The sequence below is a fragment of the Nonlabens sp. Asnod3-A02 genome, assembly GCF_045063755.1.
GTDB lineage: Bacteria > Bacteroidota > Bacteroidia > Flavobacteriales > Flavobacteriaceae > Nonlabens > Nonlabens xylanidelens.
This window is the reverse complement of record NZ_JBEFOC010000006.1, coordinates 243,273-258,515: the sequence shown is the minus strand read 5'-3', so window position 1 is coordinate 258,515 and position 15,243 is coordinate 243,273. Positions and strand designations below refer to the sequence as shown.

The 15,243-nt window shown below is 35.7% G+C and carries 17 protein-coding genes; all 17 read left to right on the top strand.

Annotation, left to right across the window (positions count from 1 at the left end; genetic code table 11):
• Positions 1 to 5 precede the first annotated feature (5 nt).
• The 17 genes from rpsH (at position 6) to ACJJVN_RS02225 (ending at position 15,122) form a co-directional block, all read left to right on the top strand.
• Positions 6 to 404: a 30S ribosomal protein S8 gene (gene rpsH, locus ACJJVN_RS02305; protein ID WP_104515650.1), complete on the top strand. Its 399-nt coding sequence runs from the start codon at positions 6 to 8 to the stop codon at positions 402 to 404.
• Positions 405 to 413: 9 nt separating this feature from the next.
• Positions 414 to 956 carry a 50S ribosomal protein L6 gene (gene rplF, locus ACJJVN_RS02300; protein ID WP_104515649.1) on the top strand — a complete coding sequence of 181 codons (543 nt, stop codon included), beginning with the start codon at positions 414 to 416 and terminating at the stop codon, positions 954 to 956.
• A 12-nt stretch (positions 957 to 968) separates the two neighbouring features.
• On the top strand, positions 969 to 1,316 hold the full coding sequence (gene rplR, locus ACJJVN_RS02295) for a 50S ribosomal protein L18 (protein WP_104515648.1): 348 nt from the start codon (positions 969 to 971) through the stop codon (positions 1,314 to 1,316).
• 18 nt (positions 1,317 to 1,334) lie between these two features.
• Positions 1,335 to 1,859 carry a 30S ribosomal protein S5 gene (rpsE, locus tag ACJJVN_RS02290; RefSeq protein ID WP_104515647.1) on the top strand — a complete coding sequence of 175 codons (525 nt, stop codon included), beginning with the start codon at positions 1,335 to 1,337 and terminating at the stop codon, positions 1,857 to 1,859.
• Between the two features lie 8 nt (positions 1,860 to 1,867).
• The gene (gene rpmD, locus ACJJVN_RS02285) at positions 1,868 to 2,047 is read left to right on the top strand and encodes a 50S ribosomal protein L30 (RefSeq protein WP_104515646.1); all 180 of its coding nucleotides are present in this window, start codon (positions 1,868 to 1,870) and stop codon (positions 2,045 to 2,047) included.
• 11 nt (positions 2,048 to 2,058) lie between these two features.
• On the top strand, positions 2,059 to 2,511 hold the full coding sequence (gene rplO, locus ACJJVN_RS02280; protein ID WP_104515645.1) for a 50S ribosomal protein L15: 453 nt from the start codon (positions 2,059 to 2,061) through the stop codon (positions 2,509 to 2,511).
• 9 nt (positions 2,512 to 2,520) lie between these two features.
• A complete protein-coding gene (secY, locus tag ACJJVN_RS02275) occupies positions 2,521 to 3,855 on the top strand; it encodes a preprotein translocase subunit SecY (RefSeq protein ID WP_405377014.1) in 1,335 nt (444 codons plus the stop codon).
• A complete protein-coding gene (gene infA / locus ACJJVN_RS02270) occupies positions 3,855 to 4,070 on the top strand; it encodes a translation initiation factor IF-1 (RefSeq protein ID WP_013549436.1) in 216 nt (71 codons plus the stop codon). Before secY ends, infA begins: the two co-directional genes overlap by 1 nt.
• Before the next feature lies 1 nt (position 4,071).
• Positions 4,072 to 4,188 (top strand): type B 50S ribosomal protein L36, encoded by a 117-nt coding sequence (gene ykgO / locus ACJJVN_RS02265; RefSeq protein WP_015361145.1) that lies wholly within the window; start codon positions 4,072 to 4,074, stop codon positions 4,186 to 4,188.
• Between the two features lie 3 nt (positions 4,189 to 4,191).
• A complete protein-coding gene (rpsM, locus tag ACJJVN_RS02260; RefSeq protein ID WP_104515643.1) occupies positions 4,192 to 4,566 on the top strand; it encodes a 30S ribosomal protein S13 in 375 nt (124 codons plus the stop codon).
• Between the two features lie 12 nt (positions 4,567 to 4,578).
• Entirely contained in the window at positions 4,579 to 4,968 is a 390-nt protein-coding gene (rpsK, locus tag ACJJVN_RS02255) for a 30S ribosomal protein S11 (protein WP_104515642.1), read from the top strand.
• Between the two features lie 84 nt (positions 4,969 to 5,052).
• Positions 5,053 to 5,658 carry a 30S ribosomal protein S4 gene (gene rpsD / locus ACJJVN_RS02250; RefSeq protein ID WP_104515641.1) on the top strand — a complete coding sequence of 202 codons (606 nt, stop codon included), beginning with the start codon at positions 5,053 to 5,055 and terminating at the stop codon, positions 5,656 to 5,658.
• Between the two features lie 23 nt (positions 5,659 to 5,681).
• Positions 5,682 to 6,674 (top strand): DNA-directed RNA polymerase subunit alpha, encoded by a 993-nt coding sequence (locus ACJJVN_RS02245; RefSeq protein ID WP_104515640.1) that lies wholly within the window; start codon positions 5,682 to 5,684, stop codon positions 6,672 to 6,674.
• 30 nt (positions 6,675 to 6,704) lie between these two features.
• Positions 6,705 to 7,175 carry a 50S ribosomal protein L17 gene (rplQ, locus tag ACJJVN_RS02240; RefSeq protein WP_405377013.1) on the top strand — a complete coding sequence of 157 codons (471 nt, stop codon included), beginning with the start codon at positions 6,705 to 6,707 and terminating at the stop codon, positions 7,173 to 7,175.
• A 95-nt stretch (positions 7,176 to 7,270) separates the two neighbouring features.
• The gene (carA, locus tag ACJJVN_RS02235; protein WP_405377012.1) at positions 7,271 to 8,389 is read left to right on the top strand and encodes a glutamine-hydrolyzing carbamoyl-phosphate synthase small subunit; all 1,119 of its coding nucleotides are present in this window, start codon (positions 7,271 to 7,273) and stop codon (positions 8,387 to 8,389) included.
• On the top strand, positions 8,386 to 9,672 hold the full coding sequence (gene eno / locus ACJJVN_RS02230; protein WP_104515637.1) for a phosphopyruvate hydratase: 1,287 nt from the start codon (positions 8,386 to 8,388) through the stop codon (positions 9,670 to 9,672). Before carA ends, eno begins: the two co-directional genes overlap by 4 nt.
• A 209-nt stretch (positions 9,673 to 9,881) precedes the next feature.
• Complete coding sequence (locus ACJJVN_RS02225; RefSeq protein WP_405377011.1) at positions 9,882 to 15,122, top strand: reprolysin-like metallopeptidase; 5,241 nt, start codon at positions 9,882 to 9,884, stop codon at positions 15,120 to 15,122.
• Positions 15,123 to 15,243 lie beyond the last annotated feature (121 nt).

Genomic DNA, 15,243 nt, shown 5'->3' with positions numbered 1-15,243 from the left:
TATTTATGAATACAGATCCAATCGCAGATTATCTAACGAGAATTAGAAATGCTGTAAGAGCAAATCACAGAGTAGTTGACGTTCCTGCTTCAAAATTAAAAAAAGAGATTACTAAAATCTTATTTGATCAGGGATATATCTTAAGCTATAAGTTTGAAGATAACACAACTCAACAAAATATCAAAATCGCTTTAAAATACGATAGAGATACAAAGGAATCAGTAATAAAAGATTTACAACGCTTATCAAAGCCAGGTTTACGTAAGTATTCAGGAGCTAATGATTTACCACGTGTTCTTAATGGTCTTGGTATTGCAATCATATCTACTTCTAGAGGTGTTATGACTGACAAACAAGCTCGTTCTGAGAACGTAGGAGGTGAAGTTCTTTGTTACGTTTATTAATATACAGCTATGTCTAGAATAGGAAAAAATCCAGTAACTATACCTGCTGGTGTTACAGTAAAAGTTGAAAACAACGAGATTGTTGTAGAAGGAAAATTAGGAAAGTTGGTTCAGCCTTTTTCTGATGTATCAATTGAAGTTGATGCGGAAGAAGTAGTAGTTAGTAGACCTTCCGATGCTAAGGATCATAGAGCTAAACATGGCTTGTACAGATCTTTAATTAGCAATATGGTTGAAGGTGTTTCAACAGGTTGGACTAAGGAGTTAGAACTAGTTGGTGTTGGATATAGGGCATCAAATCAAGGGCAAAAATTAGATTTATCTTTAGGTTTTTCTCACAATATCGTTTTGAATATAGCTTCTGAAGTTAAGGTTGAAACGATCTCAGAGAAGGGTAAAAATCCTCGTGTAAAGCTTACATCATTTGACAAGCAGTTAGTTGGTCAGGTTGCTGCTAAAATTCGTGGTTTCCGTCCGCCAGAGCCTTATAAAGGAAAAGGTGTTAAGTTTGTTGGAGAAATTATTAGAAGAAAAGCTGGTAAATCAGCATAATTTATAGATATTATGGCATTTTCAAAGTCAGCAAGAAGAATAAAAATTCGTAGACGCATTCGTAAAACAGTTAATGGAACGGCTTTACGTCCTAGGTTATCTGTTTTTAGAAGTAATAAGGAGATTTATGCTCAAGTAATCAATGATGTAGATGGAGTGACCATTGCATCGGCTTCATCACGTGAATTAAAATCTACTGCTGGAAAGGTGGAGGTTGCTAAGGAAGTAGGTATTGCAGTTGCCGCTAAGGCTAAAGCTGCTGGTATTGAATCTGTTTCTTTTGATCGTGGTGGATATTTGTACCATGGTCGTGTGCTATCTCTTGCAGAGGGAGCTCGTGAAGGTGGTCTTAAATTTTAATTTGAAACATTTAATATAATGTACCAAAAATATAAAAACGTAGAAACGGTTAAGCCAGGAGGACTTGAGCTTAAGGATCGTTTAGTAGGTGTTCAACGTGTTACTAAGGTGACAAAAGGTGGTCGTGCATTTGGATTTTCTGCAATAGTTGTTGTAGGTGATGAAAATGGAGTTGTAGGTCATGGTTTAGGTAAATCTAAAGAGGTTTCTGAAGCTATTTCTAAATCTGTTGAAGATGCAAAAAAGAATTTAGTACGCATACCATTGCTAAAGGGAACTATTCCTCATGAGCAAAAAGGTAAGTTTGGTGGTGCTAGGGTGTTATTGATGCCTGCATCAACTGGTACCGGAGTTATTGCTGGTGGAGCAATTAGAGCTGTACTTGAGGCAGTAGGTGTTCATGATGTACTTAGTAAAAACCAGGGTTCTTCTAATCCTCATAATGTAGTTAAAGCAACTTTTGATGCTTTATTACAATTGAGAAGTGCAGAAACAGTAGCGAAGCAAAGAGGAATTTCAATGAATAAAGTATTTAACGGATAATTTCTATTATGGCTAAGTTAAAAGTAAAAAAAGTACGTAGTGCTATTAATAGGACTGCAAGACAAAAGAGGACTCTTGAGTCTCTTGGTCTAAGAAAAATGAATCAGGTTGTAGAGCATGAAGATAATTCTGTGATACAAGGAATGATCGCAAAAGTTCAACATTTGGTTTCTGTAGAGAAGGCTTAAAAATATTTATAATGGGTTTACATAATTTAAAACCGGCTGAAGGTTCTGTAAAGAGATCTGCAAAGATTATTGGTCGTGGTCAAGGATCTGGTAAAGGTGGTACTGCAACTCGTGGTCATAAGGGAGCTAAATCTCGTTCTGGTTACTCTAAGAAAGTAGGTTTCGAAGGTGGTCAAATGCCTCTTCAGCGTCGTGTTCCTAAATTTGGTTTCACGAATATTAATCGCAAGGAATATGCGGGTGTTAATTTAGACGTTATTCAGGCTTATCATGAAGCTGGTAGGTTTTCGGATACAATCACTATAGGTGATTTAGTAGCTGAAAGATTGGTTTCAAAAAATGACTTGGTAAAGATTCTTGGTCGTGGTGAGTTGAAGGCTAAAGTTAATATAACTGCACATAAATTTACTTCTACTGCAAAAGCTGCTATAGAAGGAGTAGGTGGACAAGCACAAACAATTTAATTTTACTCGATGAAGTTAATTGAAAATTTAAAGAATGTTTGGCAAATAGAAGAGCTAAGGGATCGTATTTTAATGACCTTTAGTTTGCTTCTTGTTTATAGGTTTGGTGCTCAAATTACCTTACCAGGTATAGATTCGACTCAATTAGTTGGTTTGGCTTCTAATTTTAAGGACGGAATTGGTGGTATACTTAATGCTTTTACAGGTGGTGCTTTTGCTAAAGCCTCTGTTTTTGCCTTAGGTATTATGCCGTATATATCTGCTAGTATTGTTGTTCAGTTAATGGGTATAGCTATACCTTATTTACAAAAACTTCAAAAAGAAGGTGAGTCTGGTAGAAGAAAGATTAATCAAATAACTAGATGGTTAACGATTGGTATTTGTTTAATACAAGCACCTAGCTATATGCTGTCTTTAGGTTCTTTAGGTGTTCCTGAGTCTGCATTTATGATGCAGGATCAACAAACTTTGTTTTTAGTAATTAGTACAATAATTTTAGTTACTGGCTGTGTTTTTGCAATGTGGCTTGGTGAAAAAATTACGGATAAAGGTATTGGTAATGGTATTTCATTATTAATTATGGTCGGTATTATTGCTACTTTGCCTCAAGCGTTTATTCAAGAAATAGGCTCTAGAGTAGATGGAGTAGGTGGATGGTTTCTCATTATTGTAGAAGTAGTGATTTGGCTTCTTGTTATAGCGGCTTGTATTATGCTTGTTATGGGTGTTAGAAAGATACCTGTTCAGTATGCTAGAAGGTCTGCAACTGGCGGTTATGAGAAGAATGTTTTCGGTTCTCGTCAGTATATTCCTCTTAAACTTAATGCTTCTGGCGTTATGCCAATAATTTTCGCTCAGGCTATTATGTTTGTACCGTCGGCTATTGGGCAGATGGATGCATCTTGGGCTAAGTCTATTGGTACTGCTTATAGCGATATTTTTGGTTTCTGGTATAATTTAACTTTTGCACTATTAATCATAGTTTTTACTTATTTTTACACCGCGATAACAGTTCCAACTAATAAGATGGCTGATGATCTTAAAAGAAATGGTGGTTTTATACCTGGAATTAGACCAGGGACTGAAACTTCTGAGTATTTAGATCGTATCATGTCACAGATTACATTACCTGGTTCTTTGTTTTTAGCAGCAGTGGCTATTTTTCCTGCAATTATTTCATTAATGGGTGTTACTCAATCATGGGCTTTGTTTTATGGTGGTACGTCATTATTAATTATGGTTGGAGTAGCAATAGATACAATGCAACAAATTAACTCTTATCTTCTTAATCGTCATTATGATGGTTTGATCAAGACTGGTAAGAATAGAAAAGCAGTAGCATAATGGCAAAACAATCAGCGATAGAGCAAGATGGTTCTATCATAGAAGCACTTTCTAATGCAATGTTTAGAGTTGAGTTAGAAAATGGTCACGTCGTGACTGCGCATATTTCAGGTAAAATGCGTATGCACTATATTAAATTATTACCTGGTGATAAAGTGAAATTAGAAATGAGTCCTTACGATCTTTCGAAAGCAAGGATAACTTATAGATACTAAAATGAAAGTAAGAGCGTCAATTAAAAAAAGAAGTGCTGACTGTAAGATAGTTCGTCGTAAGGGCAGACTATACGTCATTAACAAAAAGAATCCTAAATTTAAACAAAGACAAGGGTAAGCTATGGCTAGAATTGCAGGGGTAGATGTACCTAAAAATAAACGTGGAGAGATTGCATTAACTTACATTTACGGTGTAGGTAGGAATCGTGCTAAAGAAGTTCTTATGGCTACAGGAGTTGGTGTAGATAAGAAAGTTAGTGATTGGAATGACGATGAGATCAGTAAGATTCGTGCTGCTATTGGTGAATATACTATTGAAGGTGAATTAAGATCTGAGACGCAGTTGAATATTAAACGTCTTATGGATATAGGATGTTATAGAGGTATTCGTCATAGATCTGGGCTTCCATTAAGAGGTCAGCGTACAAAGAATAATTCTCGTACACGTAAAGGAAAACGTAAGACTGTTGCTAATAAAAAGAAAGCAACTAAATAATAAGTAACTGATATGGCAAAGTCTAAAGCGGTAGCTAAAAAACGTAAAGTTATAGTAGATAGTGTTGGTGAGGTTCACATTTCATCATCTTTCAATAATATTTTGATATCTCTAACAAATAAAAAAGGTGAAGTGATCTCTTGGTCATCAGCTGGTAAAATGGGTTTTCGTGGTTCAAAAAAGAATACACCTTATGCAGCGCAATTAGCAGCTGAGGATTGTTCTAAGGTGGCTCACGAGGCGGGATTACGTAAAGTGAAAGCATACGTAAAGGGACCTGGTAATGGTCGTGAAAGCGCTGTTCGTTCAATTCATAATGCAGGAATCGAAGTAACTGAAATCATTGATGTTACTCCTTTACCACATAATGGTTGTCGTCCTCCGAAAAGAAGAAGAGTTTAATTTAATTTTAATATCGAGTGATTATTAGATCATTGAAGGATATAGACCTGAATTCATGATACATCACTCACAAAATTTATAGAAATGGCAAGATATAGAGGTCCTAAGGCAAAGATTGCTCGTAGATTCAGAGAACCAATTTTTGGCCCTAGTAAAGCATTGGAGAAGAAAAACTATCCTCCAGGTATGCATGGTAACGCAAGACGCCGTGGTAAAGAGTCTGAATATGCTGTTCAGCTCAAAGAGAAGCAAAAAGCTAAGTATACTTATGGTATTTTAGAAAAGCAATTCAGACTTATGTTTGACAAAGCTGTTCGTAGTACAGGTATTACAGGTGAGGTGTTACTTCAACTTTGTGAGTCAAGACTAGATAACGTTGTTTATCGTATGGGTCTTGCTAGAACAAGAAGAGGAGCTAGACAACTTGTTTCTCACAGACACATGACGGTTAACGGTCAGTTGGTGAATATTCCTTCTTACCAATTAAAACCAGGTGATGTTGTTGCAGTTCGTGAAAAGTCAAAATCTTTAGCTACTATCGATGATTCTTTATCAAGTAATGATCGTGTTTACGATTTTATAACTTTCAATAAAGCTTCTTTATCAGGTACTTTCGTTAGCGTTCCAGAACGTCTACAGATTCCTGAAAATGTTAAGGAACAACTGATAGTAGAATTGTACTCTAAATAATAACCAATTCATTAAGTAATCTTATGGCAATATTAAATTTCCAAAAGCCGGATAAAGTAATCATGATTGATTCGACTGATTTTGAAGGAAAATTCGAATTCAGACCGTTAGAACCAGGTTATGGACTTACCGTTGGTAATGCACTTAGAAGAGTACTTTTATCTTCTTTAGAAGGGTTCGCTATAACTTCAATTCGTATTGAGGGTGTGGATCATGAATTTTCTACAATCGAAGGTGTTGTTGAAGACGTTACTGAAATTATTCTTAATTTTAAACAAGTACGTTTTAGAAGACAAATTGACGAGGTAGATAGCGAAGTTGTTAATGTATCTTTTTCAGGTAAGAATCAATTTACTGCCGGAGATTTGCAAAAACATATTTCAGGTTTTCAAGTTTTGAACCCTGATATGGTTATTTGTAATACTGAAAGTAGTGTTAGTCTTAACTTAGAACTGACTATTGAAAAAGGTCGTGGTTATGTTCCTGCAGAGGAAAATAAAAACGTAAGTGCTGCGATTGGTACTATAGCAATAGATTCTATTTTTACACCTATTAAGAATGTTAAATATAGCATTGAAAATTATCGTGTAGAACAAAAGACAGATTTTGAAAAATTAGTTTTTGAAATTGTAACGGATGGTAGTATTCATCCAAAGCATGCATTAACTGAGGCTGCTAAAACTTTAATTCATCACTTTATGTTATTTTCTGATGAGAGAATAACTCTAGAGGCAGATGAGATAGCTCAGACTGAAACTTATGATGAAGAAAGTCTTCATATGCGTCAGTTGCTTAAGACTAAGTTAGTAGATATGGAGCTTTCTGTAAGAGCTTTAAACTGCTTGAAAGCTGCTGAAGTTGAAACATTGGGTGATCTTGTTTCTTATAACAAGAATGATTTGATGAAGTTCAGAAACTTCGGTAAGAAGTCTTTAACTGAGTTAGAAGAATTAGTAAATGTCAAAGGCTTGAACTTTGGTATGGATCTAGCAAAATATAAATTAGACCGTGACTAGGTTCTTCCTAGTTCAAGAATATAATACAAAATGAGACACGGAAAAAAAGTAAACCATTTAAGTAGAAAGACTGCACACCGTAAGGCTATGCTTTCAAATATGAGTTGTTCTCTTATTGAGCACAAACGTATAAATACTACTGTGGCTAAGGCTAAAGCGCTTAAGCAATTTGTTGAGCCATTGATTACAAAGTCTAAAGAGGATACAACTCACAATAGAAGATTGGTTTTTGCCAAACTTAGAAGTAAGGAAGCAGTAACAGAGCTTTTTAGAGATGTAGCTGCAAAAGTAGGTGACCGTCCAGGTGGTTACACTAGAATTATCAAATTAGGTAATAGACTTGGTGACAATGCAGACATGGCTATGATAGAGCTTGTTGACTATAATGAAATCTATAAGTTAGAAGCTGGTGCTAAAAAAGCAACTACTAGACGTAGTAGAAGAAGTAAGTCATCTTCTGCCGCTACTGTAGCTGATACAAAGTCAAATGAAGAAGAGTAAATTTCTTTATAATATGTAGAAAAAGGATCAATGATTATTTCATTGATCCTTTTTTTTTGCATTTTTTTTAGATTATTTTTGAATACAAACTGATTATGGGATATTTAGAGAAAAAAGACGCCATTATTTTGTTGGAAGATGGAACCATTTTTCACGGTAAGGCGGTAGGTAAGGGTGGTACTTCCACAGGCGAAATTTGTTTTAATACCGGAACTACGGGATATCAAGAGATCTTTACAGATCCTTCTTATTTCGGTCAGATTATGGTTACTACAAATGCGCATATTGGTAATTATGGTGTAACTAGTGTCGATGAAGAGTCAGACTCTGTGAAAATAGCAGGATTAATTTGTAAGAATTTCTCTGAAGTATTTTCAAGAGAAGCTGCACAAGGTGATTTGTTATCTTATTTAGAGAAAAAGGACCTAGTAATTCTATCAGACGTAGACACTCGTGCACTAGTTTCATATATTAGAGATAATGGTGCTCAAAATGCTGTTATTTCTACTGAAATTGATGATTTAGATGGTCTTAAAAGACAACTAGCTACCGTTCCTTCTATGAAGGGCTTAGAGTTATCTTCTCAGGTTTCTTGCAAGGAGCCTTATTTTTATGGAGATGAAAATTCTAACATTAGAATTTCAGCCCTTGATTTAGGTATTAAAAAGAATATTCTTCGCAACCTAGCGAGTCGTGGTGCTTACATAAAGGTATTTCCATTTGATTCTACTTATGAACAAATGAAATCTTTTAATCCAGATGGTTATTTCCTGTCAAATGGTCCTGGTGATCCAGAACCTTTAACGCAAGCAGTTCTTACTGCTAAGGATATTTTAAATGCTGAGGATCCATTATTCGGTATTTGCCTAGGACATCAAGTAATAGCTTTAGCAAACGGAATATCTACTTTTAAAATGCATAATGGTCATCGCGGTATTAATCATCCCGTTATGAATGTAGAAACTGGCAAAGGTGAGATAACTAGCCAAAATCATGGTTTTGCAATAAGTAGAGAAGATACTGAGAATAATTCAGATATCTCCATCACACATTATCATCTTAATGATAATACAGTTGCAGGTATAAAGCATAATAGTAAGCCATGTTTTTCAGTACAATATCATCCAGAAGCTGGCCCTGGTCCAAATGACGCTACTTATTTATTTGACCAATTTATCAATCTTATTAACTCAACAAAAGAAGTAACAATATGAGTACAATTATAGAAGTTCACGCAAGACAAATTTTTGATTCAAGAGGTAATCCTACTGTAGAGGTGGATGTCGTTACATCAAACGGAATTATGGGTAGAGCAGCAGTTCCATCTGGAGCTTCTACTGGTGAGCATGAAGCGGTAGAATTGCGCGATGGCGGTAAAGCTTTTATGGGTAAAGGTGTAAGTAAAGCTGTTAATAATGTGAATACCATTATTGCTGAAGAGCTTTTAGGAACTTCGGTTTTTGAACAAGCCTATATTGATCAATTAATGATACAATTAGATGGTACGCCTAACAAAGCTAGTTTAGGTGCAAATGCTATTTTAGGTGTTTCATTAGCTTGTGCAAAAGCCGCAGCTAGTGAGCTTAACCAGCCTTTATATAAATATATAGGAGGTATGAGTGCGAGTACTCTTCCAGTTCCTATGATGAATATCATTAATGGTGGATCGCATAGTGATGCGCCTATTGCTTTTCAAGAATTTATGGTTATGCCGGTAGAGGCAGAAAGTTTTTCTCATGCTCTTCAAATGGGTACTGAAATCTTTCACCATTTAAAGAAAGTTCTTCATGATAGAGGATTAAGTACTGCAGTAGGGGATGAAGGTGGTTTTGCACCTACATTAGATGGAACAGAAGATGCTTTAGATACTATATTATTAGCTATCAAAAATGCAGGCTATGAACCAGGAACACAAGTGATGATCGCTCTTGACTGTGCTGCTGCTGAATTTTTTGTAGATGGAAAATATGACTATACTAAGTTTGAAGGTGAAACTGGGGTTATTAGAACTTCAGAAGAACAAGCAACTTACCTTTCTGATCTGGCAGATAAGTATCCTATTATCTCTATCGAAGATGGAATGGATGAAAACGATTGGGATGGTTGGAAATTTTTAACAGAAAAAGCTGGTCATAAAGTACAACTCGTAGGTGATGATTTGTTTGTTACTAACGTAGAAAGACTTTCTAGAGGTATTGAAAATGATATTGCAAATTCTATTTTAATTAAGGTTAATCAAATCGGTACTCTAACAGAGACTATCGCAGCTGTAACTATGGCACACAAAGCAGGATATACATCTGTGATGTCCCACCGTAGTGGAGAGACTGAAGATAATACTATTGCAGACCTTGCTGTGGCGTTATCTACAGGACAGATAAAAACAGGTTCTGCATCACGTTCAGACCGTATGGCAAAGTATAACCAACTTATCCGTATAGAAGAAGAGTTAGGTGATGCTGCTTATTACCCAGGTAGAAAAGCATTTCAGTTTTAATATAATTGATATTATTCCGCTTTCGCGAAAGCGGTAAAACACAAGCCACCTAGAACATAGGTGGCTTTTTTTATTGATATATGTTCATATCATTGGTTTTTAAAATCGATTAAATGCGTTAAAAGCCAATTAAAAGCGCATTTAATAGATGAAATAACCTAAAGTCAGACGAACTGTTGTTTATTTGTGATCCCAAAAATTCACAACAAATGAACAAAATTCTATTTTTTGCATTTTTAATTCTCTTACCGTTTTCTACTTATTCACAAACGATCTGGAAAAGTCCAGATATGTCTATAGTAGGTAAGATATCTAAAGATTTAAGACCGATACAGCCTAATAAATTTGATATTTTTGATATTGATGTAGATGCACTTTCTACAAAGTTAGATGGAGCTGTCGATAGATTTGATGGCGGCACAGCTATAGAAGTAGACTTTCCATTAGGTAATGATCAATTTGAAACATTTAGGATCTACACTTCTGGTGCTGTTTCTGAAGAGCTACATGCTCAATACCCACAGATTCAATCTTATGTAGGTCAGAGTAAAACAAACCTTTTAAATAAAATATATTTTACCATTACACCTAAAGGTTTTCATGGTTTAATCACTGGAGAGAAGATTCTTTATATGGATCCATATTCTAAAGTATCTCCAGAATCTATTATGATCTATAATAGAAAAGATCTTAACCGTGCTAGTGACGATAATTTTGCGTGTGAGGTAGACGATAATTTAGACGTATTAAGTAAGTCGTCTGTTGCTGTTGGACAAACAAAATCATTTAGAGATCTTACTTTTAGAACATATAGAATAGCAATTGCTGCTACTGCAGAATATACTGCCTACCATGATGATGGTAACATAGCCAATGGGAATGCCGTGTCAGATGCTCTTGCTGGAATAGTCGTTACTCTTACAAGAGTTAACTCTGTCTATGAACAAGAAATGTCTATGAGATTTAGTCTTGTAGGAAATAATAATAATGTTATTTATACAGATCCATCTACTGATCCCTACAGTAATTACTCTGGAAGTGATATGCTAGCTGAAAACACAAATACATTAACAAGTGTTTTGGGTACTGGTAGTTATGATATAGGTCATGTGTTCTCTACAGGTGGTGGTGGTATTGCTGGGACTAGTCCTTGTAGCACAGGTAAGGAACGTGGTGTAACGGGAATAGTTACTCCAGAATTTGATCCTTTTGATATCGATTATGTATGTCATGAGATAGGGCACCAATTTGGTGCTTCTCATACTTATTATAATCCATGTTTTGGTTCCGCTGGTGGTCAGCCGTTTGAGACAGGTAGTGCGTCAACCATTATGGGTTACGCAGGTATTTGTTCTCCAAATGTTCAGGAAAATAGTGATGCATATTTCCATGCAGCAAGTATTCAGCAAATGCATAATTCAATTGATGCAGATACTTGCGAAGTAGAAGTTAACTTAACTAATGATAATCCTACTGCTCCTATATCAAATGATTTAGCAGAAAAGTTTTTACCTATTTCTACTCCTTTTAAGCTAACTGGAAATTCTGGACAAGTTCCTGATAGTGGTGAGGTGTATACATATAACTGGGAGCAATGGGATGAAGGTACATCGGCAAATGCTGGATCAACTCAACCTCCGGTCAGCACAAATACGACTGGGCCTATGTTCCGAACTAAATTTGCAACAACTAGTCCTACTAGATATTTTCCGAACTTAGAGGAAGTGCTGAATGGTACAGATGATACTTGGGAAACTTTAAATTCGGTGTCGAGAGATATGAGGTTTGTTTGCACTATAAGAGATAATAATCTTTTTGGAGGTCAGACAGATCGTGGAGAAGTAATAGTTAAACCTAGGGATGTTGTAGGTCCCTTCGTAGTCAATACTCCATTGTTAAATGAAATATGGCACGAAGGAGAGATACAAACTGTAACTTGGGATGTTGCTGGAACCAATAGAGTAGAGCTAGCAACTGAAGTTAATATCAAATTATCATTAGATGGAGGTTACACTTATCCGGTTACATTGGCATCTAATGTGAGTAATACAGGATCTAGTAGTGTTGTTATTCCTACTGGGACTAAAACTGCAAATGCTCGAATTATGGTAGAAGCTGTAGATAACTATTTCTTTAATGTGAATAACGGTAACTTTGAGATCAAAGAAGGAACATTTGAATTAACTGCAGTAACAAAAGACTTTTCTGTTTGTCAACCTGGTAACGGAACAACTTCTTTTCAATACAACGCTGCGCCTGGTTTTAATGATACGGTTACATTTAGCGCAGTAGGTTTACCAGCAGGATTAATAGCAAGCTTTAACCCTAACACAACTACTGTAGACGCTACGGTAGATATTGTTATTTCAGGAACATCTTCGGTAGAAGCAAGTCAGTATGATTTTACTGTAGAGGCACAATCTTCTACGGCAACAATAGTTAAAGATTTTACTTTTAAACTATTTGATAATAGTATAGGAGATGTTCTTCAAGTAGCGCCGGTAAATGGTGCAGGAAATCAAGTTGCAAATCCATTACTAGAATGGGAGGATCTAGCTAGTGCTGCTAATTATTTTGTTGAAATATCAGAAAATCCTAGCTTTTCTACTATTGCAGAATCTGGTATGGTTTCTTTTGTGAATTCATATCAACCTACTGCATTAGAAGCAGGTAAAATCTATTACTGGAAAGTAACACCTTCTAGTGATTGTGTCGCTGGAACTATTAATTCAATAAGTTCTTTTCAAACAGCACAAGATGTATGTAGAACTTATGAAAATGAATATTTTGAAAACGGAGATAATGTGTGGGAAAACAGCGCAGTTAATGCTGTAAGCGCACGTATGAATATTCCAGATGATATAGAAATTACTCAAGTGAGTTATTATATGCGAGCAAGTCATTCAGATACAGGAGATATTAAAATGCAATTTAGCGCACCTTCTGGAAGATTTTCTGAAGTATATAATCGGGAATGTGCAGATGGAGCAAACTTTGACCTTACAGTAAGTGATAATGGTACTCAGAACTTTAGCTGTGCTTCAACTTATCGTGGTGCCCTAACTGGTAATCAAAGACCAGGACAAGCTTTTACTCGTTTCAATGGGTTAAGTGCTCAAGGAGAATGGGTGCTTTTAGCAACCGATAGAGTTGGAACAGTCAGAGATAGATTTGGAAATATTACAACGCAAGATGGTGGAACATTCAATGAGTTTTCAGTTACCGTTTGTGGTAGATTACAATATGTAAATGATATCGATAATAATAGAAACTTAGGATTAACAACTGCTTTTAATGCAACTAGCATCATTGATAATACATTATTAAGATCGGTTCAAACAGGATTTACTAATGCAAACCTAGTTTATGTAGTAACTAACGATGTAGATTATGGACAAATTCAATTAAACGGTGTAGATCTTAATGTAGGAGATTCATTTAGTCAAGGAGATTTAAATAATAGTAATATTCAATATGTACATGACTCTATGGAGTTGGTTAATGAAGACTCATTTGGATATACAGTTTTAGGTAATTCAGACACTGTTTTATTAGGTGATGTATTTACTATCACGATAGAAGATCCTACACTTATATATGACGCTGGTGCATGGTCTCCATTTGCTCCTCATGCAGAAACAGGAGGTTTAAATGCTCAAGTATTAAGTGGTGTAGCTCCTATAGCTGTTAGTTCTGTGATTAATAATATGGACGTTATGGGTGCCATGAGTACTCTAGATATTAATGCAACACTTGCTGTAAAAGGCAACCTGACTGTAGATGGTCTAGTAGATGCAACAGATGGTGTTCTAGAAATAAGTGGAGCATCTAGTCAGGCAGTAACTGGTACTGGATCTTTGGACGTAGATATTCTAGAGGTTAACAACACAGCTGGAGTGACCTTTGATGCTGTTACAAATATTTATTATGTCTTAAAACCTCAGTCATCTGTTATAAATGCCAATAATAATATTGTGTTTAAGAGTAATGCAACCACAACAGGACAACTGGATAATGCTAGTCTAGCAACTATCAACGGCAGTGTAAAAGTAGAGCGTTATATACCAGCAAAACGAGCTTTTAGATTCCTCAGTTCTTCAGTAAACTCTACCGGTAGTATAAGAGAAAACTGGCAAGAGGATGGGAATGTTGCAACAGGATTAGGTACTCATATTACAGGGCCAAGCGCTGCAAACGGTTTTGATGTTACCTCTACAGGAGCTTATTCTCTATTTACATTTGATAATGATAATTATTTATGGAACGCGGTGCCTAATACTAATATAGAACAATTAGTTATAGGTACACCTATGAGAATGTTAGTAAGAGGTGATCGTAATACAGATTTAACAGATAATGCAGCAACACCTTCTAATACGACATTAAGGTCTAGTGGTGTTTTACATACAGGAGATTATTCGGCATCTTATGCAACTAGTAATGGAGAATTTGCGATGATAGCAAATCCATACCAGGCAGTCGTAGATTTTAAAAGCGTTTTATTAGATGCTGCAACTACTGGTATGAATGCAAGCTTTGTTTATGTATGGGACCCTAATTTAAATGTACGTGGCGGTTATGCCACAGTAGATTTAGGTACGGCAAATGGTGACGCGATACCTATGTCTAGTACCGCAAATAAGTTCTTGCAACCAGGACAGTCTCTGTTTGTGTCCACTAGCGGTGCTAGTGCTTTAACATTTAAAGAATCTCAAAAAGCAGTTAGCCAGCCGTTGACTCAAGTATTTGGAATCTATGATTTAGATAATGAGATAATTATTGGATTAAAGAATGCAGCGACTAGGACTGTTTTAGATCAGGCTGTGATGCGTTTTAATAATTCATATAACGACCAGGTAGATAACAGTGATGCATTAAAGTTTAACAACTTAGATGAGACTCTTGCTATATCAAATGGTGTTGATATTCTAAGTGTAGAAAAAACGCAACATCCACAGGCAGGAGATGTGACGCCACTACATATTTCTAATTATAGAATCAATAATTATGTCATGGAATTAGATGTGAATTTAAACAGTGGTGTAACAGCGACTCTAGTAGATAATGAAATAGGAACGCGCACAATTTTACAAAACGGTGTGAATGTCGTTAATTTTAATGTAAGTGCTGCTGGTAGTAGTAGCAACAGATTTAAGATAGAATATGGGGCAGCGATACTTTCCTTAGAGCAGTCGTTATTAGAAAACGATCTAGAAGTATTTCCTAATCCGGTAGTAGGTAATTCGTTTCAAGTAAATAGTAGTTATTTAAGTGGTAAAGAAGTGACTATGACTTTGTATAATACGTTAGGTCAAAGGATTTATACCCATACAAATGAATTTAATGGTTCTCAAACTATAAAACCATCTACAGTGTTAAGCGCAGGTATGTATATTTTAAAAGTAGAAACAGATGTAGATGCTGCTGCTGTACAACTTATAGTGAAATAATTTTTTGTTAGTTTTTGGGACTACAAATTGCTTTACGGCGGCCTTTTTAGGTCGTCGTTTTGTTTTTAAGCTGGTTTTAGTTTCGCTTTCGCGAAAGCGGAATTCAAGTTAAAACTGTGCT

Coding starts and splice junctions, on each gene's coding strand:
- rpsE (WP_104515647.1), top strand. CDS start 1,335: ATGTACCAAAAATATAAAAACGTAGAAACGGTTAAGCCAGGAGGACTT.
- rpsM (WP_104515643.1), top strand. CDS start 4,192: ATGGCTAGAATTGCAGGGGTAGATGTACCTAAAAATAAACGTGGAGAG.
- rpsD (WP_104515641.1), top strand. CDS start 5,053: ATGGCAAGATATAGAGGTCCTAAGGCAAAGATTGCTCGTAGATTCAGA.
- ACJJVN_RS02225 (WP_405377011.1), top strand. CDS start 9,882: ATGAACAAAATTCTATTTTTTGCATTTTTAATTCTCTTACCGTTTTCT.
- rpsH (WP_104515650.1), top strand. CDS start 6: ATGAATACAGATCCAATCGCAGATTATCTAACGAGAATTAGAAATGCT.
- secY (WP_405377014.1), top strand. CDS start 2,521: ATGAAGTTAATTGAAAATTTAAAGAATGTTTGGCAAATAGAAGAGCTA.
- rpsK (WP_104515642.1), top strand. CDS start 4,579: ATGGCAAAGTCTAAAGCGGTAGCTAAAAAACGTAAAGTTATAGTAGAT.
- rpmD (WP_104515646.1), top strand. CDS start 1,868: ATGGCTAAGTTAAAAGTAAAAAAAGTACGTAGTGCTATTAATAGGACT.
- ykgO (WP_015361145.1), top strand. CDS start 4,072: ATGAAAGTAAGAGCGTCAATTAAAAAAAGAAGTGCTGACTGTAAGATA.
- ACJJVN_RS02245 (WP_104515640.1), top strand. CDS start 5,682: ATGGCAATATTAAATTTCCAAAAGCCGGATAAAGTAATCATGATTGAT.
- rplF (WP_104515649.1), top strand. CDS start 414: ATGTCTAGAATAGGAAAAAATCCAGTAACTATACCTGCTGGTGTTACA.
- rplO (WP_104515645.1), top strand. CDS start 2,059: ATGGGTTTACATAATTTAAAACCGGCTGAAGGTTCTGTAAAGAGATCT.
- rplQ (WP_405377013.1), top strand. CDS start 6,705: ATGAGACACGGAAAAAAAGTAAACCATTTAAGTAGAAAGACTGCACAC.
- infA (WP_013549436.1), top strand. CDS start 3,855: ATGGCAAAACAATCAGCGATAGAGCAAGATGGTTCTATCATAGAAGCA.
- carA (WP_405377012.1), top strand. CDS start 7,271: ATGGGATATTTAGAGAAAAAAGACGCCATTATTTTGTTGGAAGATGGA.
- rplR (WP_104515648.1), top strand. CDS start 969: ATGGCATTTTCAAAGTCAGCAAGAAGAATAAAAATTCGTAGACGCATT.
- eno (WP_104515637.1), top strand. CDS start 8,386: ATGAGTACAATTATAGAAGTTCACGCAAGACAAATTTTTGATTCAAGA.